Consider the following 26,426-nt stretch of genomic DNA (forward strand, 5'->3'; position numbering starts at 1 on the left):
TTACCTCTTAGCTTCAGTGTTATTTTTATGAGATGCTTTACTCTCAAGATGTTCAATTAACTTTTGTACCCAATGGTCTTTAAAATCCCGTGCATCTTCATAGGCACTATTATCTCCCATAACCAATTTTTTGAGATAATCTAGTAATAACTCTGGTTGGTCTTTGGGATAGTCAAACCAAAGCATCTCGTTAATATCCAGCTTAACAACACCCAAACCACGCGATCGCCCACCACCCAAAGGTACCTGTTCTGTTTCAAACTGGTGCAAACCTATCATCAATAGTCCCAATTCCCATTCTTCAGCATTTTCCACCACAGCCCTAAACTCAAACTGCGTTCCAGCAGGAACAACTTGGAAGTCGTAGAGTTTACCATCTGCTGCTGTTTCGGTGTCTCTGTCAATAGCGACACCATCTCTTTCTTGGTATTGTCCAAACCAGGTGTCAGGTATTATTGTTAAATCCCGCACTTGGAATTTGCTAGCTAGCCAGGGAGAACCAAAGAGGTGAGAAACTAAATCTGTGTTTTGTTGAATTACTGCTGTGAAAGCAGAGTCATTATTATATTCTTGTTTCAGATTCTTGAGTTCATTTTCCGGTAGTAGATATTCATCTTCTATAATGCGCTCTATTATCTCCTCCAAAGACAAATCTTTAAAATCGTCTGTTTCCCTGACTTGTACTTGATGCAAAGTTATTAATTGCTCTAAATTGAGTTCCTTGATATCTCTAATTTCACGAGATGTGAGCGACCATTCATCTTCAATAGCTGGGTTAGCTACAAGCTTGCGATTATTTCCAACGATACCACGGAGGAAACTTTCTAAGCGCGATCGTAATGCACCCTTAAAACTAGAACCTGGTATTAACGGATTACCCAAAGCATCTTTAATCACAGGTAAATCAGAACCAATGGGTTCACTAGAACGTCCTGCACTAATACGTAATGCTGTTATTGTAGTTAGTGTACCTGTAATTTCTAGGCGATTCTTGAAAGTGTCGAACATAGTGGTTAAATTTCAAAGTTCTTGGGGAATTGTGGTGGCTGTAATTGCAATCTAGGTGGAATAACAGCCTCAATAGCAGATTGGATGAAATTGACAAATAAACCGCTTACCATCTGATAGTCACTAGCAGTAATAGGCTTAAATCCATGAGCTAATATTGATTTATTACGAACTTCTAGACCGTTAAGGATTTTTTTTCCACTTTCCTGATAAAGTTTTCCTATAGTGTTATCAGATAATTTCCTCAAAAGTTCATAGCTTTCTCTTAAACCAAGTTCAATTTTTCCCCTATCAGGAGAGCGCTTTTTCTCATATTCCTCTTGCAGATATTCTGGCAGTTGCTGAGTATTAACATCACCTGTTCTGATACCATAAGATTTCAACAGATGAATCTGAGCTAATAATTCTAAAGCTCTGTAAAGTCTTCCAACAGCATCATCGTAACGTTCTTGAGCAGTACGCCTTTCGGCATTTCGTAGTAAGTCTTGAACAACTTCATAGCCGTGTCCTTGTATACCGTTACTCGAATCAAAATCTTGATCTATCTGTCCTCGACTGTTAATAACACGCTTGAGAAATAGGGCTAGTTTTTGAATTTCAGGATTTTTCATTTGAGGTTCTAAGAAACACCAAGCTTCCCTATGTTCAAATCGATCCCAAGCATCTAAACCGGAACAATAAGCATATAATGTTTGAATCTTTCGTCTAGTATCTGGTGGTAGTACCATTGAAGACAGGAGTCGCTTTAGTTGCGCGATCGCTGCTGGATAATTGTACTGTTGTAAAAAAACTGGTACAAATTGTTCAATAGTACGCTGTGCAACTACAGGTGCTACACTAGCTTGTTCCGTCAATTGTCCTCTTTCAACTTTAATAATGTTTGTACGGGTGGCTGTAGTGACATATAATGTGACTTGATAATCAACTGCTGCCATTGCCAAACCTAAAGACATAGATTTGGTACCGCCTGTATAATCAGCCATAATTTGAGCATCTGGCGACTGTCTTTGAATGTTCTGAATATATAATGAAGCTTTCAGATAACATTCTGATAAGTCATCTGGTTCTTGAATTAAAATTACGTCTCTGTCTGGTTGAAAGCGATCGCCTAGTTGTACTTGCTTGGGAATATTGGGTAGCCTTTCAATGACTTCAGTTCCACGCCTGACTTCACAAGGAGTTCCTTCTCCTATGACTTGGGATTTACTACCCTTACTACCATCAGAACACAGAAAAATAACACGCTCAGGTTGAAGTTCTCCAATAGCAGTCACGATAGGTTGGTGAGAACCACCGACTGTAACTAAAAGAATTTTTGGCATAATTCTAATTGTCTCCTATATAATTTTGGCGATTTCAATATTTAGGGTTTATCTTTGTCTCGTAAATACTTTAAATGACGTGCGCCATAGCCCAAATAACGACGAATCAATTCTAGCCAAATAGGTTTAAAATCTGTTTGACAACACTCGGCAATTATTTGAGCATTTTTCTTAATATTGCCATCAATATCCTCAATAATTTTCTCAGCTAGTGATTCTTTCCCTCTTCCCCATTTCTTATCTCTACCTACTTGATAACGGATGAAGTTTTTAATTGCTTCTACACTTTCAGTCGTATCAGAAACACGCACTAAGTTACGAAATTGAGATTCTTCTAAATCGCCATATTTTGCTTTATCTAAAGCTTCTTGAATCCAGATTACTAGTTCATCTTCAGCTTGGCGAATCCCTTTTTGGACTTGTAACTCTGTTTTTGATTCTATAGGTATCATACTGCCTCCTCTCGCATGACAAGATGAAATGGGTTGCAAATTTGTACTTGACCAAAACCTTCACAAGTGCGATCGCCTACTCCTTTCAGTTCCAATTCCTTTAATTTATCCATCCATAAATCTCCTTCATTTGTGCTAAATAAATAGACAGAGCCTCTGTTAGTGACTAATTCTATATCTTTCATTAACCCCCAAGCTGCATTCCAACCAGAACGATAGTTATAGCTACTGTAGGCTACTTCTAATGTGAGAAAATTGTCTTGATCTTCTGCATTCAGCCGCGAGAATTCATTATCTAAACCTACAAATTGACACAGCATAGTAGGTGAAATGACTGTGGTGCGTCGCCAATTTTCTGTGAGAATGGCATCGGCTTGCAGATCAAGGGTGAAATAGGTACGATTTTCTAACGGATTTATTTCTGGCTTACCAAAAACTGACCAACGTTCCCAGCGTTGCTGAAGTTTATTTTTAAATTTACTGATTCTAGCTTCGATATCTGCTGAAGCATCTTCAACTTCTGCTTTGATTGTAACCTTTCCTAGACCCCGCGAAGTTGCTCCACCTAAACGAAAGAGATGAGAATTTTGATTGATGAAATTTTCTAGAGACTTGGCTAACTCTGCGTCTTTAACTAGAATTGCACTGCGGTAAACAACGGGATTCCAGTTTTTAGATCCTGCTTGGGGATTTTCTACAAATGACTCATTTAAAACTTCAATGCTGTAGAGAATATCATCCTCAGATGTGGCGCGTCGGCGGTTAATTCCTACCCTTGTTAGGAAGCGAGTGCTAGTAGAATGACTGCGATATTGATATTTAATTTCACTATCGTTAATTTTCTCGTTAGTTTTGCTGTAGAAGCCGCCAAAAGGTTCAACCCGCGCATCTGTTTTGTCTTCTAGAGATTTTGGATCGCTAGGGTCGTAAGGAAAATTATATGCATCTGCACAGAAGCGGTCAATCAGAGTATCAAAAACTCCGTTACCTTTGGGTTTAAAACCTGAGTTTGTTTTAGAACTTACGGCTGTTGCGGGTAGAACCATTACCTCATCAGTCACAACCTGGGAAATTAAGTCTGGCTTCTTTTTTGTAGAATTCTTTTTAGTAAAATTAAACTCATCTGCAATCTTAGCTACGGCTGGATAAGCATTTTGAAAAATGGCAGGTTCATCACCCAAAAACAATGCTTCAAAGTCACCGCCGCCTGTTGTTAAGTTTTGTTCCGCTATGCCTGGTGTTTGCTGGTTAGAGAGTTGTAGAATTTGAGATGCGATCGCTCCTCGAATCACTGAACCTGGAATATGATCTTCAACTTCACTGACAGAACCGGGTTTTTTCCCGGCGATCGCTAACGGAGACAAAGTTGTAATCTCTAATTTAATCCGCTTCATGACTTAGCCTCCGGTAGTAGTTTCTCCCAGGCTGAATCATCTATTGGGAGTGTTTCGAGTTCTTTCCATCTCAGCCAACCCAACCCAACAGATTTACTCCCGCCTAGGGCGTGAATATGCTGCAAGCCTGCTAAAATCAAAGCCTTGGCGTATGGTGGACAGTTTGGTAACAGATGAATTTCCCCTGAAAATTCCAATTGACTATGAGGTGGGGAAGTCTCTAGAAAGTAGAGTTTTTGGTCTTCTGCTATGCGGCGACGGCGGTTTATAGTAACACCAGGACGTAGTACTTCTGGTAAATCCTCTGCTTCTAGATGGGAAATCAAGTCATGCACTACAATTCGTGATGGCAGTATAGGATTACCAAATATCTGAGAAATTAGGCAGTGATAGCCTTTGTAACCTGCAACTTGATATCTTTGTCGGAACTGGCTTTCTACTTGTTCTTCTCTAGGACAAAGTGTTTCTGCACCAGGTGATTCAAAAATTTGCCATCCTAATCCCCTCGCCAGCTTTTCGCATTCATGGCGCAGTCTCCCCTTGAGTTGCGAAGCAGGAATCAGTAGTTGTCTTCTCGCATTGCGGACGATGGGTTTATCTGCAAGAGAACCATCAGAACCACCAGCACCAATACATAATGCAGTATCAATGACTGCTGTTAAGGAAATTGTTATGACCGGATTTTCGGTTAAAGTTTGCAAGGAAATCATGATTGCACTGTCTGTTGCTGTGATTCGGGACGAGTTGATGGGTTTTGTGGTTTTTCAATGAACGGGTATAAATCTACCAACTCACGCCAGATAGTTTCGTAAGTCACTTTCTCAAGAGCGTTTTCCTTGTCTTCTTTCAAAGACATCCAGGGTGCAAGGTTACCATTATTTTTTGGATCTTTAGGCTTACACCATGCTTCTTCAAACTGTTTTCTGAGTAATTCCTGCGCTTGTTTGTCAGCCAACCGCACTCGGAAATAGCGATAATTGAGCATAGCTGTCTGTTTACCCCGTTCTAACAAGCTGCGGATTTGGTAGAGTTGCGACTTGGGAAAATCTGCTGCTTTTAATGCCTTAGCAGTTTCCAAAAGTCCACTTAATTCATGTAAAGTGTAGGGTGCTGCATATAGTTTGAGTTTTTGCTGTCCCAGTCCAGATTTGGTTAATCCCTGAGAGCGGAATTCGCTTATATTTGAAGAAATCATTGTTACAGCTTTCATCACCAAAAAGTCCACTGTTCCACTGTAGTAATCTTGTTTTTTCAGGTCTTTTGCGCGCTTTTTGGCAGATTTAAGCAACTGACTGGTGAGCTTTTCAGCATAGTAAATTGGTGTATCTTCAGCGGTAATCAGCACTCCTACTGACATACTCAACTTGCATTGATTCTTACCGGAAGGTGGTTCTTTTCCCTGATAACCTTTTCCCTGATAACGATGCACTAGTTGCGGATTATAATTCTTACCTGATTTGTAGCGTTCACCCTTTGGGTGGCTCCCTACTGGAGCATCGCCTTTACGCAAAAGTTCATTTTCAAATTCTTCACCAATAGTTTGGGCAATAGCCAAAGCCTTATCCGCTGGTACAATCAACATCACATCATCCCCCCCAATAGTCAAAATTTCAAAGGGATGAATCCAAACTTCTTTTGTACTGTTTCTTTCAGATTGCAAATTGGGATTTAATTTATGAGGTTGAAGATGTTTTGTTAAAGCAGCGTAAACACATTTCTCTGTAGCATCAAAAATATCTCGGCTAAAACGCTGGTAGTCTTTCGGGTTTTTGATTTCTTTCTGAATATATCCACCCATGTTGTTACCATCTGCATAAATATAGGTAACAAAACCAGAAGGATGACTAGCATCAGCAATTTCTCTTACTGAACGAGCCTCTTTGACTCGGCTAGGATGAAGATTTTCTGAACGGATTTTGCCGTAATATTTGTGTGGAGTTTCGTATAGAAATCTCTCAAATTTATTAACCCAACTGTCGATAGCTTTTTCACCAGGTTCCCACTCAAAACCTGCCTGTTCATACCATTGTTGAGAACTATCATCTCTTTTAGCTATCTGTCCTATAACTCTCTTACGAGCTGACGCTTCAGAAAACCAAGGATCGCCTGGAAGTCCTTGGCTTGGATCGTCGGGAGAACTTTTAGCTTGTATCACAGCAGAACGGCGATCGCCCTCATCTCGTCTTAGATAAGGATGGGTTTCAAACATGGGTGGATGAGAACGCAAAGCTCTATCGCTTCCTTGTAAACTATTACCATTCCGCCGCTGATTAAATTCAGATGCTAGCTTCCCAGCCAATTCATTGAATGTCTTACGTTCTTGGAAAGCTTCTTCTGCAGATGTATCAGGTTGCTCAAAGTAAGCCTTGATTAATGGATTTTCTAGATTATTCCGATATTTTTCTAACCAAAATGTCTCACTGTCAATTTTATCTGGTAACAACCCAAAGCGAATTTCTAAAGGCTTAAAATTTGCTCCAACAGCACAGGAATTAGCTGTTAAAGTTTGTTGTGTATAACGTTTTTCAATAGCATTAGCCAAATCATCTACAAAGTCAGCCGGACAAAATGCCAGGATATTTCCACCTGTAGAGTAAATAATTAATTCTGGAATCAGTGCTTTTGAAAGCTGAGGAAAATTCTCTGTTTTATCTAACCAATCTTCTCTAACTTGTTTGCAGTAATCTGACGCTTGTTGACACTGGGGATAATCTGGATGCTGCTCGCAACTAAAAAAAGCAGGCAAATCAACTAAGTTAATTCTATCGAGTAGCGCAGAAGCACCGCGAATATCTTGAAGTTTAGCCGCTTCAAATACATATTGCTTTATCTTAGTTGCACCACCATAAATTAAGCCAATTTGAGATTGCCATAATGTAGGATATTTCTCTGTAAACTCCTTTAGTTCTTCTAGTGTTTCGGGAAATTTCAACTTTTGTAGTTCTTGCACTTGTTCGACAAGGATACGCACTTTTTCTGGAACATCTTTCCCATCATTCAAAGCTTGTCGCATCTGCTGTAAAACAGCTATATCAAACTTGGGTTCTCGCTTGTCTCCCCAAGCTAAACACCAGCTAATTGCCGTTGTGATGCTGTGTTGAGAATTTGTCATAATTTACTATCTCAAACTTTCAATAGTTTGCAGTCCACTTCTGTCCAGACATAATACGGGCGTGAGTACACTCATAAGTCCAAGTCGCTTTTTATCGACTGCTATTATGTCATACTGGTGGAATAGGGGTCTTCCACCAGTATGAATCTGCGTAGAGCCTTATGGGGCTTTAGTGTCAGTCAGATAATTCTTAACAAGTTTTGACTTCAACTAAATCAAAACCCTCTTGTTAGAGTCTGTTATAACTTTAACTCTGCTTTCCATTTCCACTCCAAGCCAATACGTTTGCAAACTAGAGCAAAGTCTAGATTAAACTCTGGATTCTTGCATAGGGCTTCAATTAGGCGTATCAAAACATTCTCAGTTGATTTTGCAACTGAGTTAACAGCATTAATCTTATTTATTGAGGAATCCTGGTTTGAGGCGGTAGATTCTTGATTTTGAGGTAGCACTTGTACCGATGCTACAGGCAAGATAATAAACTCTATGCTTTTAGTCTGCGTTGCTTGCGGTATTCCTGGTATAGTTACCCAGTTCAATGACTGTCCGCCCGCTTGAAACAAAGCGTTGTGTTGATTTTTGCAATAAAATGCTACCCAGGAGTTTTGGCTTGTTGACTGTCTTCCTGGAGTCTTTCCGTAGTAATAGATTGTCATTGACTGTCCTTGTTTCCAAACTCGCTCGTCTCGTGTATCTTGAATAGTTGCGTCAGTTGAGTTATTTATTGGTTTTATTTTGTCTGGAATTCCCATGTATATCTCCAAAAACATTACTTTAGATTGTAATAGACCAATTCTGGTTTGTCCGTAATTTTCCGTAATTTTATATACTATAGACAAAAATTAACTTAAGTATTTAGTAAGTACGCTCATCAACTATATTTACAATACTTTTAGCTAAAAGTTGTATATAGATTCTTAACAAGATAAACTTAAAGTGAAAGTAGCAAAGTACAACGCTAAACCACAATTAAGTAACTTCCTCGCAAGGGGATTGAAACTTGCTCTCTCGTTGTATTCTGAATCGTTGAGTCAGTTTTCAATACTTCCCCGCAAGGGGATTCAAAAACCAAGACTATATCTCAGACCGATGACAAGCGGCGTACTAGGGAATGCGGCGATAGCTTCGCTGCTGCCTAAGCGCAAAGCGCACGCACTCGCGTTCGGCAGATCGCGCTCATTTTGGTTTGCAAGCGATTTACAAGCGATCGCAAAGCGGCTCCGTTTGGGAGCATCGCCACAACCCCACAGCAGCAAAGGAATCGGAGTAAAGTTGCCAAACACTGCCCAAACCACTGATGAAACCGCATCCAGTTTCATTGCCATCTTAGGTGAGGTGATTGATCCCTAACTGCTCACGTATCGTCACGATTTGACTCCCCGCCGTGTCGTCTTCCGTGCCAAGCTGAGAAATGCTCTTATTACTGGTGAGGAATCATGCTGCCGCCAAGTAAGATAAAGTCCGGTTTTAGGTATCTGCTCTTGTAAGGGTCTGTAAATGACTCCGCTTCTGTGGAAGTTTTGCAAGGAGGCGGGAACGATCGCAATGCCCAGTCCTGCTGCAACTAAGCCGATGATCGTCTGCATCTGAACTGCCTCTTGAGCCACTTTCGGACGAAATCCAGCTTGTTGACAAATGGTAATAATCTGCTCGTAAAAGACGGGTCCCATTTTGGCAGGAAATAGGATAAATAATTCCGAAGCCAATGTGGAGAGCGACACTTGAGTCTGGGCAGACAACGGATGGGTTTCTGGCAACGCCAAGACCAATGATTCTGGCAAAAGGCACTCCACACTCAAACCTGGTTCGCTGATGGCAGAACGAACAATGCCGATATCAACCTGTTTGTGATGCAGCGCTTGAATCTGTTGAGCAGTCGTCAGTTCATGCAATCGCAGTTCTACAGCAGGAAACTGTTCTCGAAAGACCCTTACAATCTCTGGTAGTAACGTATACATTGCAGAGTCAACAAAGCCGATCGCCAACTGTCCAACCTCACCCCGCCCGATCTGTTGTGTCACAACGATAGCCTGTTCGAGTTGCGCTAACACTCCATAGGAGCGCTCTAAAAACACTTTGCCTGCTTCAGTCAGATGCACTTGCCGCTTCGTTCGTTCAAACAGCTTGACTCCTAGTTCATCTTCCAAACAGCGAATCTGCTGACTGAGCGGGGGTTGGGAAATGTGCAACCGCTGGGCTGCTCGACTAAAGTGTAGTTCCTCTGCCACCGCGATGAAGTAGTGCAGGTGCCGTAATTCCATCGTACTTATATGTCTAACCTATTAATCTTAGTCAAATATATATTGGACAGTCGCATGGCTGTCTCCTATCGTAAGAAATATGAGGCGCGTCTCATCGTTTTTGGATTGGAGAAAACAAATGACAAGAGACAAAAATCGTGTCGCTCCTAAAGTTTGGTTAATTACAGGATGCTCAACAGGATTCGGACGTGCCCTAGCAGAAGCTGTGTTGAAGAAGGGCGACCACCTGCTGGCTACTGCTCGCGAACCAGAGCAACTTCGCGCTTTGATTGAGCACTATCGGGAGACCGCAAAGGCTGTACGTCTGGATGTAACCTTGTCCCAAGACATACAAGCAGCGGTTGATACAGCGATCGCCACATTTGGTCGAATTGATGTGCTGGTCAACAATGCTGGCTATGGACTAATTGGAGCACTTGAAGAAGTCAGTGATGCTGATATTCGCCAACAGTTTGAAACCAACTTCTTTGGGGCGCTCCGTCTAATGCGAGCTGTCTTGCCCTTGATGCGTCAGCAAGGCAGGGGTCACATTGTGAATATGTCATCCACAGCAGGATTAGTGGGATTTGGTGGAAGCAGCATCTACTGTGGCACTAAATTCGCCCTGGAAGGCACATCTGAGGCCCTGGCTAAGGAGGTTGAATCCTTTGGAGTTAAAGTCACTTTAATTGAACCTGGGGCATTTCGCACAGACTTCAACGGACGCTCTCTGGCAGCAGCAGAACAATCCATTGATGCCTATGCGACCGTGAGCGGTGCTTCATTGCAGTGGTTCAAAGAGATGGATGGTAAGCAACTTGGCAATCCACCTAGAGCGGCGCAAGCCATCATTCAAGCTGTGGAAAGTCCTCATCCACCGATGCGACTGGTATTAGGCACGGATGCTATGAGCCTGATTCATGAAAAACTGGAATGGATCAAAACGGATTTGGATGTTTGGCAGCAGGTGACTGTAAGTACGGATTATACAGATAGTAACAGTGAGGTAATAGTTGGGTAGCTAATAGATAGAGCCAATCCACCCTCTACCCTTTAGCCTCTACCCTTTAGGATGTTATGCAGAAACTTTCGACCTATCCACCCAAATGAGCGTATTATGCGCAAAGATTCGGCTTAAACAGCAGCTTTGGAGTATTATACAGAAACTTTCTGTCTATCCGCCCACTGCGGATCTTAGGCGGAAACTTTCTGTCTATCAATTGTTAGGCCCTACTGCGTATCCTTCACCACACCACTTATGTCAGTGAAACCTACACCAGAAATCGAACTGCTCCGCGCGGCCTACGCGGCCTTTAACGCGCGGGACATTGACGCCGCCCTCGCCCGAATGACTCCGGACGTGACCTGGCCGAGAGCATTCAAAGGCGGTTTTGTCCGTGGACCTGAAGAAGTCCGCGCTTACTGGACGGAGCAATGGAGCGAGATCAACCCGCACGTGGAGCCGGTGACTTTTCACCCGGAGGAGGCCGGGCGTATCTTGGTCGATGTGCATCAGGTCGTGCGCGACCTGGCTGGAGCCGTTCTTGCCGATGAGCACGTCGGTCATCGTTTCACCATTGCGCAGGGCTTGATTCAAGCCATGGAAGTCTGTCCGCTTCCATCGTCCGGCCACACAGCCTAACACGGCGCTCGATCAAACGCTTCAGGGCGGCCACCCCGGTTCCGTTCTTCACACCAACAGGCGCCCTGAAGCGTCGCTCAGCTTTGATCCGTTAGCTCACGTTAAGAAGCAACCTCCAGATTTTGATGAACGTCGTAAATCCATTCCAAGCAAGATAGGGGAGCAACCAACGAAACGCCATTTTTGACGCATGCCATCAGTATTAATTTAGAAGCACCAACATGGCTGGCTCAAGCTGCCTTTGGGATTATGAAGCGACAAAACTACGGACGGATTGTGCTGACGACTTCGGATAGAGCTATTTATCAGCAATATGCACTCAGTGGTCTCGCCTAGAGATGCGATGGGGAAAATGGCACAGATCGGTTTGATGAATGTGCTCGCGGTTGAAGGCAAAGAGCATGGAATTCTCGTTAATGCGATTTCACCAGTAGCCTTGGGAAAATCCTGTTCAAAGTTGGTCAACCTTATTTACTCGGTATAGGTTATACCCGGCTTTGAGGCCGCAAAATGCCCAACCAAACCTGAGAATTTACTTCAAAAACGAGTATCGCGCGTTGGGCATTTTGCCAAGGTTGACCAACTTTGAATAATCTTTATGAAGCCCAAAACGCGGATGTGGAACGTACAAGATCAGCCAGAGGATTTGCGACCCGATCAAGTAGCCCCCGGAGTGTTATATCTCGCTTCTGGAGAATGCCGAGAGTCTGGATTTATATTAAGGGCAAGCAATGCTCAATTCACAGCCGCGCGCTGGATCGAGCGAGACAACGTGGACTATCCGTTGAACCTTGCCGCTGTTGAGGTTTCTACTGCGGAGGATTTGGCTACTCAATGGCAGGAGATTGCTGCGGATGTTGCGTTTTAAGGACTGGGCTTGTACTTCGAGATGGTCTTACGGGAAACAATTGAGGTTATTGGTGAGGGCATAGTTGAAAAAAGGATATGGGTAGGGGGCGATCGCCTCTCTCCCCAATGCCTTCTGGTGTGGGAGAGCAATTGCTCAATCTAGCATCATTCATGGTCGAGTATACCCGCAGCCTAACAAATCACTGCACTGGAACGGAGCGTAGGTTATCTGTTGAGTTGCAAAGATTATCCCCGTCCGGTGAGTTCAACCGTTAGCTGGCTCCGCACAGAGTCTTTTACACTTGTTCTTGGAGGCTATTAGTGAGTGCGAAAACGCTCAGGAGATGGTTGGTTGTGACCGTTGTTTGAGGTTTGTGGTGGTGTCTCAAGCCGCTCAGGAGATCGTTGGTGAGGGCGGTAGTGAGAGGCGATCGGTGAGTGGGAGAGAGTAAGTGGTTGAGGGCGATCGGTGGCGGCATCCAGCTAACACGTCAGTGCAGCGGATTGACGGGCGATCGCTGCTGCGTTTCGAGTCCACTGCAACCGCTGACTTTTGGCGTTAGCTGGCTTCGTTCAAAAACTTTGCACTCGTAATCCGATGAGCGATCGCCATTGGTCAAACCTTTGACAATCGCTCAGAATATTTTGCCAAATTACTGGCTCAAGCGCGTTTGCAGCATTTAGATGTTCACGCTCCCATTTATTTGTCGCCGAGCGATCGCATCTATCTGTGCCAAGAATAACGATATATCAGATAGCTCAGCCTCTGATGGTTAAAGCAGGACAGGCAAGGACTTAACGCCATGCACCCCCGTTGAGGGAATAAATTCCAGCGTGGCGTTTGGGTCAATGCGTAGGTTTGGCAGGCGTTCTAGTACAGCACTTAGCACGATTTTGCTTTCTAGACGAGCTAAGGGCGCACCCAGGCAAAAGTGGATGCCGTTACCAAAGGACAAATGTGGATTTGGGTCACGATCGACCACAAACTCATCTGGGCGATCAAACTGAGTCTCATCCCGATTGGCTGACCCGATCCAAACGATTACCATTTGTCCTGCTGGAATTGTCTGTCCCCCCAGTTGGGTTTCTGTTTTGGTAAACCGTTCCATCCCCTGGACTGATGAGCGATAGCGCAATACTTCCTCGATCGCCACCGGCAGCAATTGAGGTTCTTGCTTCAGCCGCTCAAACGCTTCTGGATATTCGTTAAAACAAAGAATGGCATTCCCCAGCAGGTTGGTTGTGGTTTCATTGCCAGCTATTAGCAGCAGCATGCAGAAATCGACCAATTCTTGAGCCGTCAGGGTTTCACCAGCTTCGTGAGCAGCAATTAAATCACTAATCAAGTCTTTGCCAGGATTTTGTCGCCGTTGCTCTAGCAGATGTCGGAAGTAGTCACCCATTGCTTTCGGTGCACTCGGCTCATACACCACAATGCCATCTGACCAGCGTTTGAAGTCATGCCGATCTTCAATGGGAACACCCAAAATTTCAGCAATCACAATGATTGGCAGTGGAATTGCCAAGTCATGCATGAAGTCCATCCGCTCTTGACCATAAACTTTATCGATCAGTTCATGGGTAAGTTGAGTAATGCGCGGTGCTAATTCTTCTACCCGACGAGCAGTAAATACTTTGCCAACAAGCGATCGCAGCGATTGATGCTTGGGTGGGTCAGTGGAGATCAGACTTTGAGTAAGATCGGTTTGCTCTGGTGGATATGGTATTTTAGATGAAAACGTTTGCCAATCTGCAAATACCTGTTTCACATCCTCATAGCGAAATACCATCCAGCTTTGCTGCTCTGCGTTATAGAACACGGGCGATTCACGGCGCATTATGGCATACCAGGGAAAGGGATTGCCAAACAGTTCAGTCATTGGTGTTGTAATCGATAGTTGATTGGCTTGCATAATAGATCTCCTTGTATATGAGCGAAAAATTTGCAGGTTGAACCGAGCCAGATTCTCGCTATCTGGCAGATGAATGACGAACAAGTTAGAAACCGAACGTTGAAGTTGGGGCTTAATGGTGCGTGAACTAACTCACGCCCAATGCGATCGCGAAGCGCAAGCTGTACTCAGCTTATCGCCACAGCCGTAACCACTCCATAGAGAGTGATGCCGATGAATGAAAATAGGAGTATTCGTCTGGGATGAATGCCGATTATAGGGGCAACAACGGCGATCGTCTAACTGCCAAGAATCGGGATCATGAGAATGAGAAACCAGGCTCCATAGCGATCAAAGGCGCGTTTTAATTTTTGTCCGCCCGGTTTTTCCATCCGCAACAACCAGGCGCGTAATTGCGGAATACGCATCAGGCGACTATAACCCCACAGGAGCAAAGGAATCGGAGTAAAGTTGCCAAACACTGCCCAAACCACCGATGAAAGCGGATCGAGTTTCATTGCCATCCCCGCTGCGACTGCTGCGTAAACCTCAAAATAGGGGAAAAACCCAACTGACCAGGTAGTCAGTGCTTTGGTCATGTACTGAGCAATCAGCATGATGAGTATGCGATTTAAGGTGGTAAATCATGAAAATTTGCAGAACAAATTGACTGAATGAACTGGAGAAGCCATCAGCGTTGAATTAACGGATTCAAAAATATCAGCTAACTGATTCGGTTGTTCGCGTCATAGCAAGCAACGTTTCCACAACTTGAGTGAGACGAGGTTCCTCTAGAGTGCCAACCTGGAATACTTCTGATAACCACAGACCATCGGTCGCCAACAGAATAATCGTTGCCTTCGTTGGATCAATTCCACTGGTTTCAATCCGCTGTCGCCACTGCTGATCATAGACTTTGGCAGCTTCAAACAGATTGGGCGAGTCAGCCGCAATTGAAGTAAGACGGGCAATTAATGCCAGCGATTGTTTGCTAAAACGTAGCGTTGCCCGAATGTATGCCCGCACCCACTGCCCCGGTGTCCCCGGTGCATCATCCTGCTCAAACTCTAATTGCAGGACGGCATCAAAATCCCGAATCAGTTGCTCCACCATGCCCGTCATCAAAGCGTCTTTGTTGGGGAAATGGTAAAGCAAGCCCCCTTTACTGACTCCCGCTTGTTGAGCTACTGCATCCAAGGTCAATGCCTCGACACCTTTGTCGATCACAACCTGGCTAGCAGCTTGCAAGAGAGCTTCACGAGTGGTTGCTCGAGATTTTGACTTTTTGGGAGGAACCATAGGAATGTCCAAAAGAGCAACAGGGAATAGCGCTGCATTGCACTGTTCAGCAATGAAGTCTTCGGCAATCAAAATCTAGATTGCTTCGAGGAGTGCAACCTCTCACAAATTTACTATACCGTCTGGACGGTATAGAGTCAAGATACTTAAAGAAAAGCCTTCGATTTGCTAGCCGACGTATCCCAATCCCACTATCTATGGGAAGGACAATTGGCAAGCGCCCCGCTAGGAATCAAAAAACTTGTTGTATACAGACTAGTAAGATTGGCAATAAATCCTAATAGTGCTCAGAAAAACGATGTCAATCTAACTAATACTTAGTTTTGCCCAAGCAGCGGTATACTTTACCGTTAGGTCAGTGCCGGTAGTTCACGTTGCTCATCCATGAAAGGACCTAACCACAAGCGACAATCCAACACAAAGCTGCTATTGCCTTTTTACCGCAGTCATGCTCCATTTAAAACGTTACTTCTGCTGTACTCTCATGACTGGGACAAGCTAGCACTGTCAATGGTGTTCTACGTCATCAAACATAGCCCAGAGTGGATTCGACCGGTTGTCATTGCCAACATCATCGATATCATCTCTCGCCCTCAAGAGCATTCGCTAACACAGCTATGGCTTAATGGGGCGATTTTAGCGGTATCCATTGTACAAAATATTCCCACCCACTATTTGCACATCATGAGTTTGAGTGCGGCAACCCGCCAAATGGAAACTAATGTGCGCGATTTATTGACGCGACAGTTGCAACAGCTTTCCATCGGATTTTACAAGCAGCGTAGTATAGGAGTACTACAAGTGAAGCTGTTGCGGGATGTAGAAGAAATTCAGCAACTGACAAGCTCCATTTTTCAGTTTCTACCTTCAGCGTTATTGACTATTTTGATTGCGATCACCATTACTGCGATGCGTGCCTGGAAGTTTTTGTTCTTCTTTGCTGCAACAGTGCCGGCGGCAGTGATTTTAGTGCAAGTCCTCAAAAAGCCGATTCAACAGCGTAATCATATTTTCCGCCGACAAATGGAGGGCATATCTTCTCACCTGATTGAGATGATTAAGCTTATTCCAGTCACACGGGCGCATGGGATCGAAGAAACCGAAATTGATCGGACACAACAGCGCCTGATCTCCGTTAAAAGGGCGGCAATGAGTTTAGATGGCATTAACGCCATAACTAATGCATCGAGCTGGGTGACGCTGCGCCTGTTTAGTGCTATCTGTTTGGTGACCTCTGCTTATATGGCTTACACCGGTAAGATGGGAATCACTTCTGGTGACGTGATTCTGTTAACAGGTTATTTTGACGCCCTCACTAATTCCATCGTCCAAATTCTGGCAGTGCTACCACAGATTGGAACAGGTTTTGAGTCGATTCGCTCGGTGGGTGAAATTTTGGAGTGTCCCGACATAGAACAGAATCAAGGCAAGCACCCAGTCAGGCAAGTGCGAGGAGAGTTTTTATTTGATGCTGTTAGTTTCATTTATCCTAGCAGCGAGCATCCAGCAGTTGATAATATTTCGCTTCATGTTGTTCCTGGTGAAACAATCGCGTTCGTAGGTCCCTCAGGAGCCGGAAAGTCCACCTTGCTCAATCTTGTGATTGGTTTTTTGCGACCGACACAAGGACAGATTTATCTCGACGGGCAAGACATGAACGCTCTGGATTTAAGAACTTATCGCCAGTTTGTGTCAGTAGTTCCCCAAGAAACGATTCTGTTTGAGGGGACTGTGCGGGAAAACGTTCTTTATGGGTTGCAAGGGGTGAGTGAAAGGCAGTTACACCAAGCAATCCAAGATGCTAACGCACTAGAATTTATCCTCAACTTACCACAAGGACTTGATACTCTGATTGGTGAAAATGGAACAAAACTCTCAGGTGGGCAGCGTCAACGCCTGGCGATCGCCCGTGCCTTAGTTCGTCATCCCAAAGTGCTGTTTTTAGATGAAGCAACGGCTTCAGTAGACACTGCATCGGAAGCTTTGATTCAAGAAGCTCTTGAACGGTTAATGAAAAATTGTACCACATTTGTTGTCGCCCATCGACTTTCTACAATTCGTAAGGCTGACCGAATTGTTGTGCTGGATAAGGGACAGATTGTTGAAATTGGCAATCATCAACAATTGCTGCAACGAAATGGGTTGTATGCACACTTGATTGCATTGCAAGCGTAGCAAGTTCTGACCCTATCTTAAGTGAGAGCAACGCGAAAAAGTGAGAATGGATTTGTTGCAAAAATCTGGTTTTTGGCTCTTTGAAACTGCAGATGGATGCAGATAAATTATCTGTGTCCATCTGTGTCCATCTGTGGTTTAATTTCCAAAAAAATTGACGGCAGAACAGAGAAAACATTCAGTTTGGGGATTTGATTTTCTTCGCCAGCTCCACAAAAGAGCGCACAACCGAAGATGTATTATTTTGTTGCCAAGCGATCGCAATTTCTAATGGTGGAATCGCATCACTAAGTTTTCGGAAGACGATACCAGAGTTCTGCTTTTCTTGATGGATAGCAGTCACGAGTGAAACTCCTACCCCAGCCGCCACAAAACTGATGGCGACTTCCGGCGGAGTAGCTTCTTGAACTATACGCGGTGTGAAACCAAATTGTTGACAAGTATTGATGAGTTGTTCGTAAAAATCGGGTTTGGCTTGTCTGGAGAACAAAACAAACGGTTCTTCGGCGAGCGATCGCAATGATAACTGGGGCAGTTTCGCTAACGGATGATTTTCCGGTAAAACTGCGACGAATTGATCTACAATAACGACTTCTGTGTGTAAATCATCTGCATCAATAGGCAAGTGCAGGAACCCAACATCAATTTCACTTGCTTGCAACGCTTTTACTTGCGCTACAGTGGTCATTTCTTGCAAATTGACTTCGACATCAGGAAAATCTTGGCGAAATCCCTGTATCATTTCCGGCAGTAGCCGATTAAAGGTACAAATCGAAAACCCGATTTTAAGCGTGGTTTGTTTGCTACGACTTGCCAACTTTGCTGCTTGTACAGCAAGTTCTGCTTGCGTAAGTGTGAGCCGCGCCTCCTCCAAAAATGCTTGTCCTGCTTCCGTCAGGGTGACACCGCGCTTCGTCCGGTGGAATAACTCCACGCCCAGTTCTTCTTCCAAGTGGCGAATCTGACGACTCAGTGGCGGCTGTTCCATGTACAGTCGTTCAGCGGCACGACGAAAGTTTAATTCTTCAGCAACAGTGACGAAATATTTTATCTGTCGCAGTTCCATAGCGGTGATACCTATTTGGTATCACCTTAGCGCAAAAAAGGTCTTGGACAGAACTTTGAGAGTCATTACATAATGACAATCATAAAGAAGAACACAGAACGCAGAACACAGAATGCAGAATAACCGCACAGATAAATTTGGGGGATTTTGTTTTGTCTTTAGAGCGGTTTTCAATTGAATGCAGTGGACTACAATCTAATTTTCTTGTGGCTAATTTTCTTGTGGCTCATTTTCTTGTGGGATGGGCGTCTCGCCCGTCCTGGATTGGGGGCGGACAAGATGTCCACCCCACAAGAATTGTGTCGGCGGACAAGATGTCCGCCCCACAAGAATTGTGTCGGCGGACAAGATGTCCACCCCACAAGAATTGTGTCGAATGCAAATGCAAACCGCTGTAAAAGTCATTTACACCACGTAGCAAAGGGGAATTATCATGCGATTCAAAGATAAAGTTGCCCTAGTCACTGGGGGTAGCTCAGGTATTGGTCGTGCGACTGCAATTGCATTTGCAAGGGAAGGCGCAAGCGTTGTCGTTGCCAGTCGCCGTGAGGATGAAGGTAAAGAGACGGTGCAAATGATTCGTGATGCTAACGGGGAAGCGACTTTCATCCAGACGGATGTCGCCAATAGTGCCGAAATTCAGAAGCTCATTGACAAAACAGTGGATATCTACGGTCGATTAGATTGTGCTTTCAACAACGCTGGCACGGAAGGGGTATTCGCTCCCATGACCGAGCTTACAGAAGAAATCTGGGATCAGACTATTGCAGTCAACTTGAAAGCAGTTTGGCTGTGTATGAAATATGAAATCGAAGCCTTACTTAAGCAGGGAACGGGTGGTGCTATTGTTAACACCTCTTCTTGGCTTGCTGTTGGTGGGCTGGCTGGTTCAACCATTTATTCTGCTAGCAAAGCCGGAATCGATGGACTCATACGACCAGCAGTTCTTGAATTTGCCCAGCATAACATCCGTATAAATAACATTAATCCTGGCATCATAGATACACCAATGTTGCGGCGATTTGGTGATGATGAGGCGCTTCTCAAACCCTTTATTGCTCATACTCCCATGCAACGTTTGGGAACTCCCGAGGAAGTCGCCGAAACCGTTCTTTGGCTGTGTTCGGATGCTGCTTCATTTGTGACTGGTCAAAGCATTTTAGTTGATGGCGGGTGGACTATTCCAGGTTTGAGGAATTGATCGCAAGAACTTGAGGAGGTCAAATTTCATGCTTAAGACATTCCTTTCTACTGCTGCACTTGTGGTGTTTGTCTCTAGCTCTGTTCAGTCTATCGCTGCGCCTGCACAAGTGCTACCCCCTATCGAGTTGCCTGCTGATTTCCATTATCCAAACGGAATTGCACGCGCTAGCGATGGAACGCTGTATGTCGGTTCGGTCACAAGCGGGCGAATACTGCGTATTAATCCCCAAGGCAAGAGCGAGGCTTTCTTCCCTGGAAGCGACGAAATCTTTGCCGCTACAAGTCTACGACTAGACGAACGGCGAGGAATTCTTTGGGGAACCTCTCCTGATTTTCTTGGAGTTCCTGGTTCAAATGGTGAAACTATTCGCCGTTCGCATCGGATTTTCGCAATCGATACCCGTACGGGAAAGGTTTTGCGTGTAACTTTGATGCCTGATGGTGGCTTTGGCAATGACATGGCGCTTGATGCAGATGGCGGCGTTTACCTTACCGACAGTTCGCGCCCCCGCATCTACTATCTCGCGCCTGGGGCAACTCAGCTTCAAATTTGGGCAGAAGACACACGCTGGGCTACCAAGGAGATAGGACTCTCGGGTATTGCCCGTAGACCGGATGGTGTTATGGTCGTGGCGCTATTCTCTGGTGGAGAATTGTTTAAGGTGGTACCAGAATCCCAGGGACGTGTAAAAGTTGAGCCTATACCTCTGCCGCGCAAGCTAGAAAACCCAGACGGAATGCAGTTTGCACCAGATGGCAGATTGCTCGTTACTGAAGGTGCAGTTACAAGTGGAAATGGTCGCCTCCTACGTATCGATGTTCTTTCGCCTGGGACTCAACCTAAGTCGGTGGAAACCATAGCAGCAGACATCGAGTCACCAGTTAACTTGACTGTAGCAGGTCGCAATGTCTGGGTCACTGAGGCGCGTATCCGTCATCGCCTTTTGCCAGGACGAGAAAAAGATATCCCTAATCGCTTTTTCATCCGCCGTTTTACTGTAGATGAATGATGATCGAAGTGCCGGGTTGCACAGTTGCAACTTGTCCCTGACAGATAATCTTTACAGATTCCCTGTTTTCAGGAGCGGCTGTAATGCTCAGATGCTTTTGAGTAATCTCAAGAAGCAGATCGTTGCACTGGTGATTCAAACTGACACGCAGCCGATTCAAGTGCGCCGGAAACGATGGATCGAGGTAGAGAGTTTCATGATCGGCGCGCAAGCCGAGATAGCAGTGATGGAGTATGTGTAGCGTACCCGCCATCGCACCCAAATGGATGCCCGTTTTTGTGCTCGAACCGCCTCCATCAGAGCAATCGGTGAACAATGCCTGCCTGAATAGCTGCCAGGAGGTATCGCGATCAAGCGTCGCTGTTGCCCCTGCATAAACAAGATGGGACAAACTCGATTCGTGAGCAGTGCGCTGCAGGTGATAGGCGATCGTCCGCTGCATCTGCTCCCGGTCAAAAGCGTATCCTAACCGTTCCAGTAGGGCTGTCAGTTCGGTTTCGTTTAGCAGAAAGAACAAAACGGCAACATCGGCTTGCTTGGCGATTTGATAGCGATTGATGTCGTCGCCTTCTGCCTCTAGGATCCACTCAATTCGCTGCTTGCCGTGCTGCTCGCGGAACTGCTGTAGATCAAACGCTTGCAGACGCTCAAATCCTTCGTACTGGCTCAAAATCCCATCGTCGTGGAAGCTGACATACATCTTGCGGCTTGTGACATCCCACTGGTCAATCTCATCCTGGCTCAGTTCCAATACTTGCCAAAGCTCAGCCCGACGGGAAGGGGGCAGTTGATCGAGTGCCTCCCGCGCCCGGCAAAGGGTCCAGACCGCCATCAAATTGGTGTAAGTATTGTTGTTAATGCCAGGAGTTTCTGCCGCGGGATACGTTGTGTGGTATTCGTCTGGTCCCATGACACCCAAAATTTCATAGCGATCGCGCTTAGGGTTATAGGTGGCAATACTCGCCCAGAAACGGGCAATTTCAATCAGCAGTTCAGCGCCCCAATCGCTCAAGAACACTTGGTCGTTGGTTGTGATGTAGTACTGCCAAACCGTGTAGGCGATGATTGCCCCAATGTGGCGTTGCAGACAGGTGTTGTCTCGCATCCACCGTTTTGAAAGGAGATTGAACTGAAAGCGGGGAGTTTCTTCGCCTCCGGTGCTGGCACTGCGCCAAGGAAACATCGCACCCCGGTACCCGTGCTGACGCGCCAATCGTCGTGCTTCATCGAGTCGCCGATAGCGGTACAGCAAAATGGAACGCACGATCGCCGGAAACCGACAGGACAAAAACGATAGCACAAAAGTTTCATCCCAGAAAATGTGCCCGCGATAATCTTCCCCAGTCCAGCCCCGCGCCGGGATACCGACATCCAAGTCAACGGTGTGGGGTGAGACGGTTTGCAGCAGATGAAAGATGTGCAGTCGGGCTGCTTCCAGATATTTCACCGGGTCGAGGTCAAAGTCGCAGCGAAGCCAGAGCCGTTCCCAGGCTCGCTGATGTGCCTTGAGCAACTCGGCAAACCTGGCAGCGCGTTGGATAGCTTGCTGCGCGGCTTCTGTGCTTTCAGCTATTGCCGGATCACGTGAGGTGTAAAGGGCAACAATCTTTTCGATCGCAACTGTTGCACCACGATCAACCTGCACCTGTATTCGCTCTGCAACCTGGGATTCGTCGCAGTCGTGGGTTCGCTCTGCATCAAACTCATGTCCGTTCACAGCGACGCGAGTCCGGGCTGCCATTGCAATGTCAATGTGAGATTGGCAGGTACGCATTGCCAGCCAAATCCCCTCTGGCTTTATTGTTCCGGTGCCAACTGGCTGCAAATGTTGTTTGTTGAACGGTGCATAGCGCTCAACATTATTATTGGTAACACGTCCATCAATCGCCGAACGAATTTCTAAATTGCCTGACCAATTCTGTGCCGTTAGCTCAATGTGCAGTCCGGCAAGATGCGCTTGATCCATGCTGACAAAGCGCTGTTCCCGTAGCGTTGTTTGCCGTCCTTGGCGATCGCGAAACTGCACCTCGCGCTGTAGAAGACCCTGCCGCAATTGCAAAATTTGGCGATAAGCAAGAATCTCAACGGTGTCGATGGAAAACCACTCATCACCATCAATCCGAAACGTCAGCGACAACCAGTTGGGCAGATTAACGATTGACTCGTCATCCACCTCCTCATCATTGACCTGACTAACCAGGCGATTGTAGAGACCTGCCCGATAGGTGCCAGGGTAGTGAACGTCATCCGCTGTTGCCTCCGGTGCCGCCGCACGGGTGACGAAATAGCCGTTTCCAAGCGCACACAAGGCTTCCCGGCGACCTTCTTCTTCAGGATCGTAGTCATCATAGACAATACTCCAGGCGTCTTCTGGGGGATGAGGGTTGCTAGGAAAGGACATGGGCATGATGGGTGAGTTGTTCAAAGAGTGTGTTTAGCTGCGATCGCGTCGGGTAGGCAGGTTGGGAACCATACTTCGTCACGGCAGCGTGCGAGGCAGCCGTAGCAAAACAGGCAGCATCCTGCAGTGAGCGACCTTCCAGCACAGCAACGGCAAGAGCACCCGCAAAAGCATCCCCGGCACCCGTCGCATCGACAACCTCTAATGGGATGGACGGAACATGGAACCTCATATCTCGGTTCACCAGAACACAGCCACCATCTTCCAGTTTGACACAGGCGTTTTTAACCCCCTGCTCCATAAAGTGATGGGCGGCTTGCATTGCGTGATCCACTGAGTCGATCGCGATACCTGTTAACTTCTTCGCCTCCCCCGCATCGGGAACGATGTAAGTCACCTGTGGGAATAGTTTTGGATCAACTCGATCCGCGGGCGATGGATCGAGGATGACTGGGATGTCTCGCTCATGAGCAGCAGCAATCGCGTGTTCAACGATAAAAGGGGCAATCTCGTAATCAACCACCAGCACCGAGCCTAACGGTGCGTCTGCAATGGCTGCACCCACCTCAGCAATATCGTCCTTTGACCAGTCGTTGTTTGCATTTCCAGCCAGAATAATTCCCTTCTTGCCATCCGGCGGAACGGTAATCATCGAAACACCTGTAGGTTTGCCTACAACGGTATGTACGTGGCGCAGGTCAACACCGATGTCTCGCAGCGGTTGTAATGCCTGTTCTGCCAATGCATCGTCACCCACATGGGCAATCAGCATTGCCGAAACATTCAGTTTGCGAGCCAGATAGGCAACATTTGCCGCTTTACCACCGCTCAGTTGGAGAAAGTCGTGTGCCAACAGCGTCTCGCTCAAGTCAGGACGGCGATCGACCCGCACTTGAAAATCAGCATTGACGCTACCGAGGGAAATCACGATTCCCTGATGCATGATGTCTGCGCTCCTAGACTCAATGGACAAACCCTACTGAAACTGCCAATGGATTCACCAGAGAATCAGACAAGGTCGCTTGTTCAATTAAACAATTTTCTAAGGGTGCAGGTCATCTAACTGGAGGTGACGTTCTCCCCACTCTGCCTGACGGCTGAGGGTGGGGCTTCTACAAGTCGCCTTATAGAAATTTCCTGCTTCATTGGTCGTTACTCCAGATGCCCCAAGAACAAGTCATACAGCAACATCCACGTTTCGATACCTCCACAGGCAGTAAGCGAGTTCCGTGACGCCCCACCGGAACTTTGTACAAGGACACGAAAGTTAAACAACCAAACCAAACTGGTTTTACGCATTGATGGTTTCATGCATGAAGCAATCTTTCTCAATGCAACCCCTTACCAATTGTCATGGTTCTGTACCGTTCCCAACGTATGCCCTTCGGGCACGCACTCGCGTTCGCACTGTTCACCTAGCAATTGCTAGTACGTTTGTGTCGATTGGTCACTGGTTAGCTGATACACCTATGATAGCATACGTTTAGACTTTGTATAGACGTATTTATCATGAAAACCAAAGGATTGCATATTAGAATTAGCGAACGTCGATTGAATAAAATCCGGTTATATGCCGCGAACAAAGAAAAGACAATCACTCAAATTATTGAAGATTACATAGACCGACTACCGACATCAGAGATTGGAGACTCCTCTACCACCCCTTGCACTAAATAACCTGCGGTTATTGCCGTGAGCGGGGTGTTTCGTCGTCTCCCGGTGTCCATCCCCACCCTATGGGTACATTGAGGGTGGGGACTTCCGCGACTCCGTTAACTTTTAGAGCATTAATTCAGCCCATTCTGAATCATCTAAAAATAAGTGTGTATTTTGTCAATACGTCTAAAAGTTGAAATAAATGCGTTGAAGAATGATAATCGTGCAGTGGGGGGCGAACGTCACTCGCCCCCCCTATCCTGAAGCTTATTATCATTATCAATAAGTTTCGGGTAAGATTTGTACTTATAAAAAATCATGTTTAACTCAGAATAGACAAGTAGTTGAGCTATTTTGACAAAGAGTGAGCCAAAGCCGAAAAACGCGCCCGAGACGGTTGTGTTGCAAAAATTGAAGAGAACGTTGGCGCGTTAGAAGTTCAACTGACTCCGGATGAATTACTTCAAATGGATGCTATCATGCCACCAGGAATAGCTGCTGGTTCGCGCTATCCTACCGCATTGATGCAGATGGTTAAGATGAAAGATTGCCTGACACAACAAGCCGGCATTGCTGATGTTTGCCAGTCACCACACCTACATTGTTAAATAAACAGTTGAGGGTGCTGTCAACAAGGCACAATAACATGGCTAAGTCTGATAAATTACAGGGCTACAGAAGCGATTACACTTGGCGCAGCTTCGCAAGAAGCGATCGCCCAGAGAATCTGGTCTTTAGTGTAGTGATTTCCATCCTGCTGCACTCTATTCTCTTTCTTGGCAGCGATTATTGGCTGCGAGCTTTTGCGCCTAAGCAAGAGCTTTCCGAACCAATACCAATTGAGTACGTTGAAGTTCCTCCCAATACGACAAAAACGCCTCCCCAAACTTCACGACGCGCTACCAAAGATTCTGTTGCAGGTGGAAAAGCAAAACCTCAAACACCTATTTCGACTGCTAAGTCGGCATCATCCACTGCACCCACCTCTGCTGCTTCTAAACCTTCTGAGATATTGCTTAAAGAACAAACGCAACAAAAAGCAGGATCACCAAATCAATCTCCTGAAAAACTAGAACCCGAACCTCAGAAAAGTGCGGTTGCTCCTACTACTAAACAATCAGAACCACTACAAAGTGCGATTGGGCAAAGCCCAGTACCGGAGGCGATTGCGCAAAGCCCAGTGCCAGAGGCAATAGCACCAACACCAAAACCACCAGAACCAGAACCTTCGCCAACCACCGTTGTACCGACAACCAAACCATTAGCATTCAAACTGCGACAAAGAGCAGCGACACCAACCACACCACCAGAACCACTACAAAGTGCCGTCGCACCAACACCAAAACCACCAGAACCAGAACCTTCGCCCACAGCGGTTGCACCGACAACCAAACCATTAGCATTCAAACTGCGACAAAGAGCAGCGACACCAACCACACCACCAGAACCACTACAAAGTGCCGTCGCACCAACACCAAAACCACCAGAACCAGAACCTTCGCCCACAGCGGTTGCACCGACAACCAAACCATTAGCATTCAAACTGCGACAAAGAGCAGCGACACCAACCACACCACCAGAACCACTACAAAGTGCCGTCGCACCAACACCAAAACCACCAGAACCAGAACCTTCGCCCACAGCGGTTGCACCGACAACCAAACCATTAGCATTCAAACTGCGACAAAGAGCAGCGACACCAACC

At 45.9% G+C, this 26,426-nt stretch carries 26 protein-coding genes and 1 pseudogene; 12 read left to right on the top strand and 15 right to left on the bottom strand.

Features of this window, described 5'->3' with window-relative positions; translation table 11 throughout:
• The 9 genes from csx7 to ACM0OZ_RS09530 form a co-directional block, all read right to left on the bottom strand.
• Window positions 1–1,008: a CRISPR-associated RAMP protein Csx7 gene (gene csx7 / locus ACM0OZ_RS09490; protein ID WP_414582546.1), complete on the bottom strand. Its 1,008-nt coding sequence runs from the start codon at window positions 1,006–1,008 to the stop codon at window positions 1–3.
• A gap of 5 nt (window positions 1,009–1,013) precedes the next feature.
• Entirely contained in the window at window positions 1,014–2,330 is a 1,317-nt protein-coding gene (locus ACM0OZ_RS09495) for a TIGR02710 family CRISPR-associated CARF protein (protein ID WP_414582547.1), read from the bottom strand.
• A 41-nt stretch (window positions 2,331–2,371) separates the two neighbouring features.
• Window positions 2,372–2,782 carry a hypothetical protein gene (locus ACM0OZ_RS09500; protein WP_414582548.1) on the bottom strand — a complete coding sequence of 137 codons (411 nt, stop codon included), beginning with the start codon at window positions 2,780–2,782 and terminating at the stop codon, window positions 2,372–2,374.
• Window positions 2,779–4,176: a CRISPR-associated RAMP protein Csx10 gene (csx10, locus tag ACM0OZ_RS09505; protein WP_414582549.1), complete on the bottom strand. Its 1,398-nt coding sequence runs from the start codon at window positions 4,174–4,176 to the stop codon at window positions 2,779–2,781. The genes ACM0OZ_RS09500 and csx10 overlap by 4 nt, the downstream gene beginning before the upstream one ends.
• A complete protein-coding gene (locus ACM0OZ_RS09510; protein ID WP_414582550.1) occupies window positions 4,173–4,886 on the bottom strand; it encodes an RAMP superfamily CRISPR-associated protein in 714 nt (237 codons plus the stop codon). Before ACM0OZ_RS09510 ends, csx10 begins: the two co-directional genes overlap by 4 nt.
• Entirely contained in the window at window positions 4,883–7,288 is a 2,406-nt protein-coding gene (cas10, locus tag ACM0OZ_RS09515; protein WP_414582551.1) for a type III-B CRISPR-associated protein Cas10/Cmr2, read from the bottom strand. The genes ACM0OZ_RS09510 and cas10 overlap by 4 nt, the downstream gene beginning before the upstream one ends.
• Before the next feature lie 239 nt (window positions 7,289–7,527).
• Entirely contained in the window at window positions 7,528–8,040 is a 513-nt protein-coding gene (locus ACM0OZ_RS09520) for a hypothetical protein (protein WP_414582552.1), read from the bottom strand.
• Window positions 8,041–8,349: 309 nt separating this feature from the next.
• Window positions 8,350–8,607 carry a hypothetical protein gene (locus ACM0OZ_RS09525; protein WP_414582553.1) on the bottom strand — a complete coding sequence of 86 codons (258 nt, stop codon included), beginning with the start codon at window positions 8,605–8,607 and terminating at the stop codon, window positions 8,350–8,352.
• Between the two features lie 45 nt (window positions 8,608–8,652).
• On the bottom strand, window positions 8,653–9,549 hold the full coding sequence (locus tag ACM0OZ_RS09530; protein WP_414582554.1) for a LysR substrate-binding domain-containing protein: 897 nt from the start codon (window positions 9,547–9,549) through the stop codon (window positions 8,653–8,655).
• 118 nt (window positions 9,550–9,667) lie between these two features.
• Here ACM0OZ_RS09530 and ACM0OZ_RS09535 point away from each other — a divergent pair, with 118 nt between their 5' ends.
• The 4 genes from ACM0OZ_RS09535 (at window position 9,668) to ACM0OZ_RS09550 (ending at window position 12,038) form a co-directional block, all read left to right on the top strand.
• Complete coding sequence (locus tag ACM0OZ_RS09535) at window positions 9,668–10,549, top strand: oxidoreductase (protein ID WP_414582555.1); 882 nt, start codon at window positions 9,668–9,670, stop codon at window positions 10,547–10,549.
• 237 nt (window positions 10,550–10,786) lie between these two features.
• Window positions 10,787–11,170, top strand: coding sequence for a nuclear transport factor 2 family protein (locus tag ACM0OZ_RS09540; protein WP_414582556.1), 384 nt, complete (start codon window positions 10,787–10,789; stop codon window positions 11,168–11,170).
• 183 nt (window positions 11,171–11,353) lie between these two features.
• Window positions 11,354–11,506, top strand: coding sequence for a hypothetical protein (locus ACM0OZ_RS09545; RefSeq protein ID WP_414582557.1), 153 nt, complete (start codon window positions 11,354–11,356; stop codon window positions 11,504–11,506).
• A 262-nt stretch (window positions 11,507–11,768) separates the two neighbouring features.
• Window positions 11,769–12,038 carry a hypothetical protein gene (locus tag ACM0OZ_RS09550; protein WP_414582558.1) on the top strand — a complete coding sequence of 90 codons (270 nt, stop codon included), beginning with the start codon at window positions 11,769–11,771 and terminating at the stop codon, window positions 12,036–12,038.
• Between the two features lie 754 nt (window positions 12,039–12,792).
• Here ACM0OZ_RS09550 and ACM0OZ_RS09555 read toward each other — a convergent pair.
• The 3 genes from ACM0OZ_RS09555 to ACM0OZ_RS09565 form a co-directional block, all read right to left on the bottom strand.
• Window positions 12,793–13,932 carry a cytochrome P450 gene (locus ACM0OZ_RS09555; protein ID WP_414582559.1) on the bottom strand — a complete coding sequence of 380 codons (1,140 nt, stop codon included), beginning with the start codon at window positions 13,930–13,932 and terminating at the stop codon, window positions 12,793–12,795.
• Window positions 13,933–14,210: 278 nt separating this feature from the next.
• Window positions 14,211–14,528, bottom strand: coding sequence for a small multi-drug export protein (locus ACM0OZ_RS09560; RefSeq protein ID WP_414582560.1), 318 nt, complete (start codon window positions 14,526–14,528; stop codon window positions 14,211–14,213).
• A gap of 103 nt (window positions 14,529–14,631) precedes the next feature.
• Window positions 14,632–15,282 (bottom strand): TetR family transcriptional regulator, encoded by a 651-nt coding sequence (locus tag ACM0OZ_RS09565; RefSeq protein ID WP_414582561.1) that lies wholly within the window; start codon window positions 15,280–15,282, stop codon window positions 14,632–14,634.
• A gap of 312 nt (window positions 15,283–15,594) precedes the next feature.
• Between ACM0OZ_RS09565 and ACM0OZ_RS09570 the strand changes: the two genes are divergently transcribed.
• On the top strand, window positions 15,595–17,385 hold the full coding sequence (locus ACM0OZ_RS09570) for an ABC transporter ATP-binding protein (RefSeq protein ID WP_414582562.1): 1,791 nt from the start codon (window positions 15,595–15,597) through the stop codon (window positions 17,383–17,385).
• A gap of 178 nt (window positions 17,386–17,563) precedes the next feature.
• On the opposite strand, the gene ACM0OZ_RS09575 is transcribed toward ACM0OZ_RS09570, so the two are convergent.
• On the bottom strand, window positions 17,564–18,451 hold the full coding sequence (locus tag ACM0OZ_RS09575) for a LysR family transcriptional regulator (RefSeq protein WP_414582563.1): 888 nt from the start codon (window positions 18,449–18,451) through the stop codon (window positions 17,564–17,566).
• Window positions 18,452–18,634: 183 nt separating this feature from the next.
• On the opposite strand from ACM0OZ_RS09575, the gene ACM0OZ_RS09580 reads away from it, so the two are divergent.
• The 3 genes from ACM0OZ_RS09580 to ACM0OZ_RS09590 are packed head-to-tail and all read left to right on the top strand — an operon-like array spanning window position 18,635 to window position 20,664.
• Complete coding sequence (locus tag ACM0OZ_RS09580) at window positions 18,635–18,901, top strand: hypothetical protein (protein ID WP_414582564.1); 267 nt, start codon at window positions 18,635–18,637, stop codon at window positions 18,899–18,901.
• Window positions 18,885–19,652 carry a glucose 1-dehydrogenase gene (locus ACM0OZ_RS09585; protein WP_414582565.1) on the top strand — a complete coding sequence of 256 codons (768 nt, stop codon included), beginning with the start codon at window positions 18,885–18,887 and terminating at the stop codon, window positions 19,650–19,652. Before ACM0OZ_RS09580 ends, ACM0OZ_RS09585 begins: the two co-directional genes overlap by 17 nt.
• Before the next feature lie 28 nt (window positions 19,653–19,680).
• Window positions 19,681–20,664 (top strand): gluconolaconase, encoded by a 984-nt coding sequence (locus ACM0OZ_RS09590; protein ID WP_414582566.1) that lies wholly within the window; start codon window positions 19,681–19,683, stop codon window positions 20,662–20,664.
• On the opposite strand, the gene ACM0OZ_RS09595 is transcribed toward ACM0OZ_RS09590, so the two are convergent.
• On the bottom strand, window positions 20,648–23,065 hold the full coding sequence (locus ACM0OZ_RS09595; protein WP_414582567.1) for a glycoside hydrolase family 65 protein: 2,418 nt from the start codon (window positions 23,063–23,065) through the stop codon (window positions 20,648–20,650). The genes ACM0OZ_RS09590 and ACM0OZ_RS09595 overlap by 17 nt on opposite strands.
• Window positions 23,052–24,008, bottom strand: coding sequence for a ribokinase (locus ACM0OZ_RS09600; RefSeq protein ID WP_414582568.1), 957 nt, complete (start codon window positions 24,006–24,008; stop codon window positions 23,052–23,054). Before ACM0OZ_RS09600 ends, ACM0OZ_RS09595 begins: the two co-directional genes overlap by 14 nt.
• A gap of 370 nt (window positions 24,009–24,378) precedes the next feature.
• Between ACM0OZ_RS09600 and ACM0OZ_RS09605 the strand changes: the two genes are divergently transcribed.
• The 4 genes and pseudogenes from ACM0OZ_RS09605 to ACM0OZ_RS09620 all read left to right on the top strand — a co-directional run.
• Complete coding sequence (locus ACM0OZ_RS09605) at window positions 24,379–24,552, top strand: hypothetical protein (protein WP_414582569.1); 174 nt, start codon at window positions 24,379–24,381, stop codon at window positions 24,550–24,552.
• A gap of 22 nt (window positions 24,553–24,574) precedes the next feature.
• Window positions 24,575–24,742, top strand: a complete 168-nt coding sequence (locus tag ACM0OZ_RS09610) for a hypothetical protein (RefSeq protein ID WP_414582570.1) — start codon at window positions 24,575–24,577, stop codon at window positions 24,740–24,742.
• Window positions 24,743–25,200: 458 nt separating this feature from the next.
• Entirely contained in the window at window positions 25,201–25,329 is a 129-nt protein-coding gene (locus tag ACM0OZ_RS09615; RefSeq protein WP_414582571.1) for a hypothetical protein, read from the top strand.
• Window positions 25,330–25,367: 38 nt separating this feature from the next.
• Window positions 25,368–26,426: pseudogene (locus ACM0OZ_RS09620) on the top strand (hypothetical protein); the annotation flags it as partial.

Source organism: Scytonema sp. PCC 10023 (assembly GCF_963920835.1).
GTDB lineage: Bacteria > Cyanobacteriota > Cyanobacteriia > Cyanobacteriales > Nostocaceae > Kalymmatonema.

What these genes read in the sequence shown, in the direction of transcription:
- ACM0OZ_RS09560 (WP_414582560.1), bottom strand. Translation starts at nt 14,528, where the DNA reads ATGCTGATTGCTCAGTACATGACCAAAGCACTGACTACCTGGTCAGTT.
- ACM0OZ_RS09610 (WP_414582570.1), top strand. Translation starts at nt 24,575, where the DNA reads ATGAAAACCAAAGGATTGCATATTAGAATTAGCGAACGTCGATTGAAT.
- ACM0OZ_RS09600 (WP_414582568.1), bottom strand. Translation starts at nt 24,008, where the DNA reads ATGCATCAGGGAATCGTGATTTCCCTCGGTAGCGTCAATGCTGATTTT.
- ACM0OZ_RS09500 (WP_414582548.1), bottom strand. Translation starts at nt 2,782, where the DNA reads ATGATACCTATAGAATCAAAAACAGAGTTACAAGTCCAAAAAGGGATT.
- ACM0OZ_RS09575 (WP_414582563.1), bottom strand. Translation starts at nt 18,451, where the DNA reads ATGGAACTGCGACAGATAAAATATTTCGTCACTGTTGCTGAAGAATTA.
- ACM0OZ_RS09535 (WP_414582555.1), top strand. Translation starts at nt 9,668, where the DNA reads ATGACAAGAGACAAAAATCGTGTCGCTCCTAAAGTTTGGTTAATTACA.
- ACM0OZ_RS09615 (WP_414582571.1), top strand. Translation starts at nt 25,201, where the DNA reads ATGCCACCAGGAATAGCTGCTGGTTCGCGCTATCCTACCGCATTGATG.
- ACM0OZ_RS09595 (WP_414582567.1), bottom strand. Translation starts at nt 23,065, where the DNA reads ATGTCCTTTCCTAGCAACCCTCATCCCCCAGAAGACGCCTGGAGTATT.
- ACM0OZ_RS09585 (WP_414582565.1), top strand. Translation starts at nt 18,885, where the DNA reads ATGCGATTCAAAGATAAAGTTGCCCTAGTCACTGGGGGTAGCTCAGGT.
- ACM0OZ_RS09590 (WP_414582566.1), top strand. Translation starts at nt 19,681, where the DNA reads ATGCTTAAGACATTCCTTTCTACTGCTGCACTTGTGGTGTTTGTCTCT.
- ACM0OZ_RS09510 (WP_414582550.1), bottom strand. Translation starts at nt 4,886, where the DNA reads ATGATTTCCTTGCAAACTTTAACCGAAAATCCGGTCATAACAATTTCC.
- ACM0OZ_RS09540 (WP_414582556.1), top strand. Translation starts at nt 10,787, where the DNA reads ATGTCAGTGAAACCTACACCAGAAATCGAACTGCTCCGCGCGGCCTAC.
- ACM0OZ_RS09605 (WP_414582569.1), top strand. Translation starts at nt 24,379, where the DNA reads ATGAAGCAATCTTTCTCAATGCAACCCCTTACCAATTGTCATGGTTCT.
- ACM0OZ_RS09530 (WP_414582554.1), bottom strand. Translation starts at nt 9,549, where the DNA reads ATGGAATTACGGCACCTGCACTACTTCATCGCGGTGGCAGAGGAACTA.
- ACM0OZ_RS09555 (WP_414582559.1), bottom strand. Translation starts at nt 13,932, where the DNA reads ATGCAAGCCAATCAACTATCGATTACAACACCAATGACTGAACTGTTT.
- ACM0OZ_RS09495 (WP_414582547.1), bottom strand. Translation starts at nt 2,330, where the DNA reads ATGCCAAAAATTCTTTTAGTTACAGTCGGTGGTTCTCACCAACCTATC.
- ACM0OZ_RS09550 (WP_414582558.1), top strand. Translation starts at nt 11,769, where the DNA reads ATGAAGCCCAAAACGCGGATGTGGAACGTACAAGATCAGCCAGAGGAT.
- csx7 (WP_414582546.1), bottom strand. Translation starts at nt 1,008, where the DNA reads ATGTTCGACACTTTCAAGAATCGCCTAGAAATTACAGGTACACTAACT.
- ACM0OZ_RS09520 (WP_414582552.1), bottom strand. Translation starts at nt 8,040, where the DNA reads ATGGGAATTCCAGACAAAATAAAACCAATAAATAACTCAACTGACGCA.
- cas10 (WP_414582551.1), bottom strand. Translation starts at nt 7,288, where the DNA reads ATGACAAATTCTCAACACAGCATCACAACGGCAATTAGCTGGTGTTTA.
- ACM0OZ_RS09570 (WP_414582562.1), top strand. Translation starts at nt 15,595, where the DNA reads ATGAAAGGACCTAACCACAAGCGACAATCCAACACAAAGCTGCTATTG.
- csx10 (WP_414582549.1), bottom strand. Translation starts at nt 4,176, where the DNA reads ATGAAGCGGATTAAATTAGAGATTACAACTTTGTCTCCGTTAGCGATC.
- ACM0OZ_RS09525 (WP_414582553.1), bottom strand. Translation starts at nt 8,607, where the DNA reads ATGAAACTGGATGCGGTTTCATCAGTGGTTTGGGCAGTGTTTGGCAAC.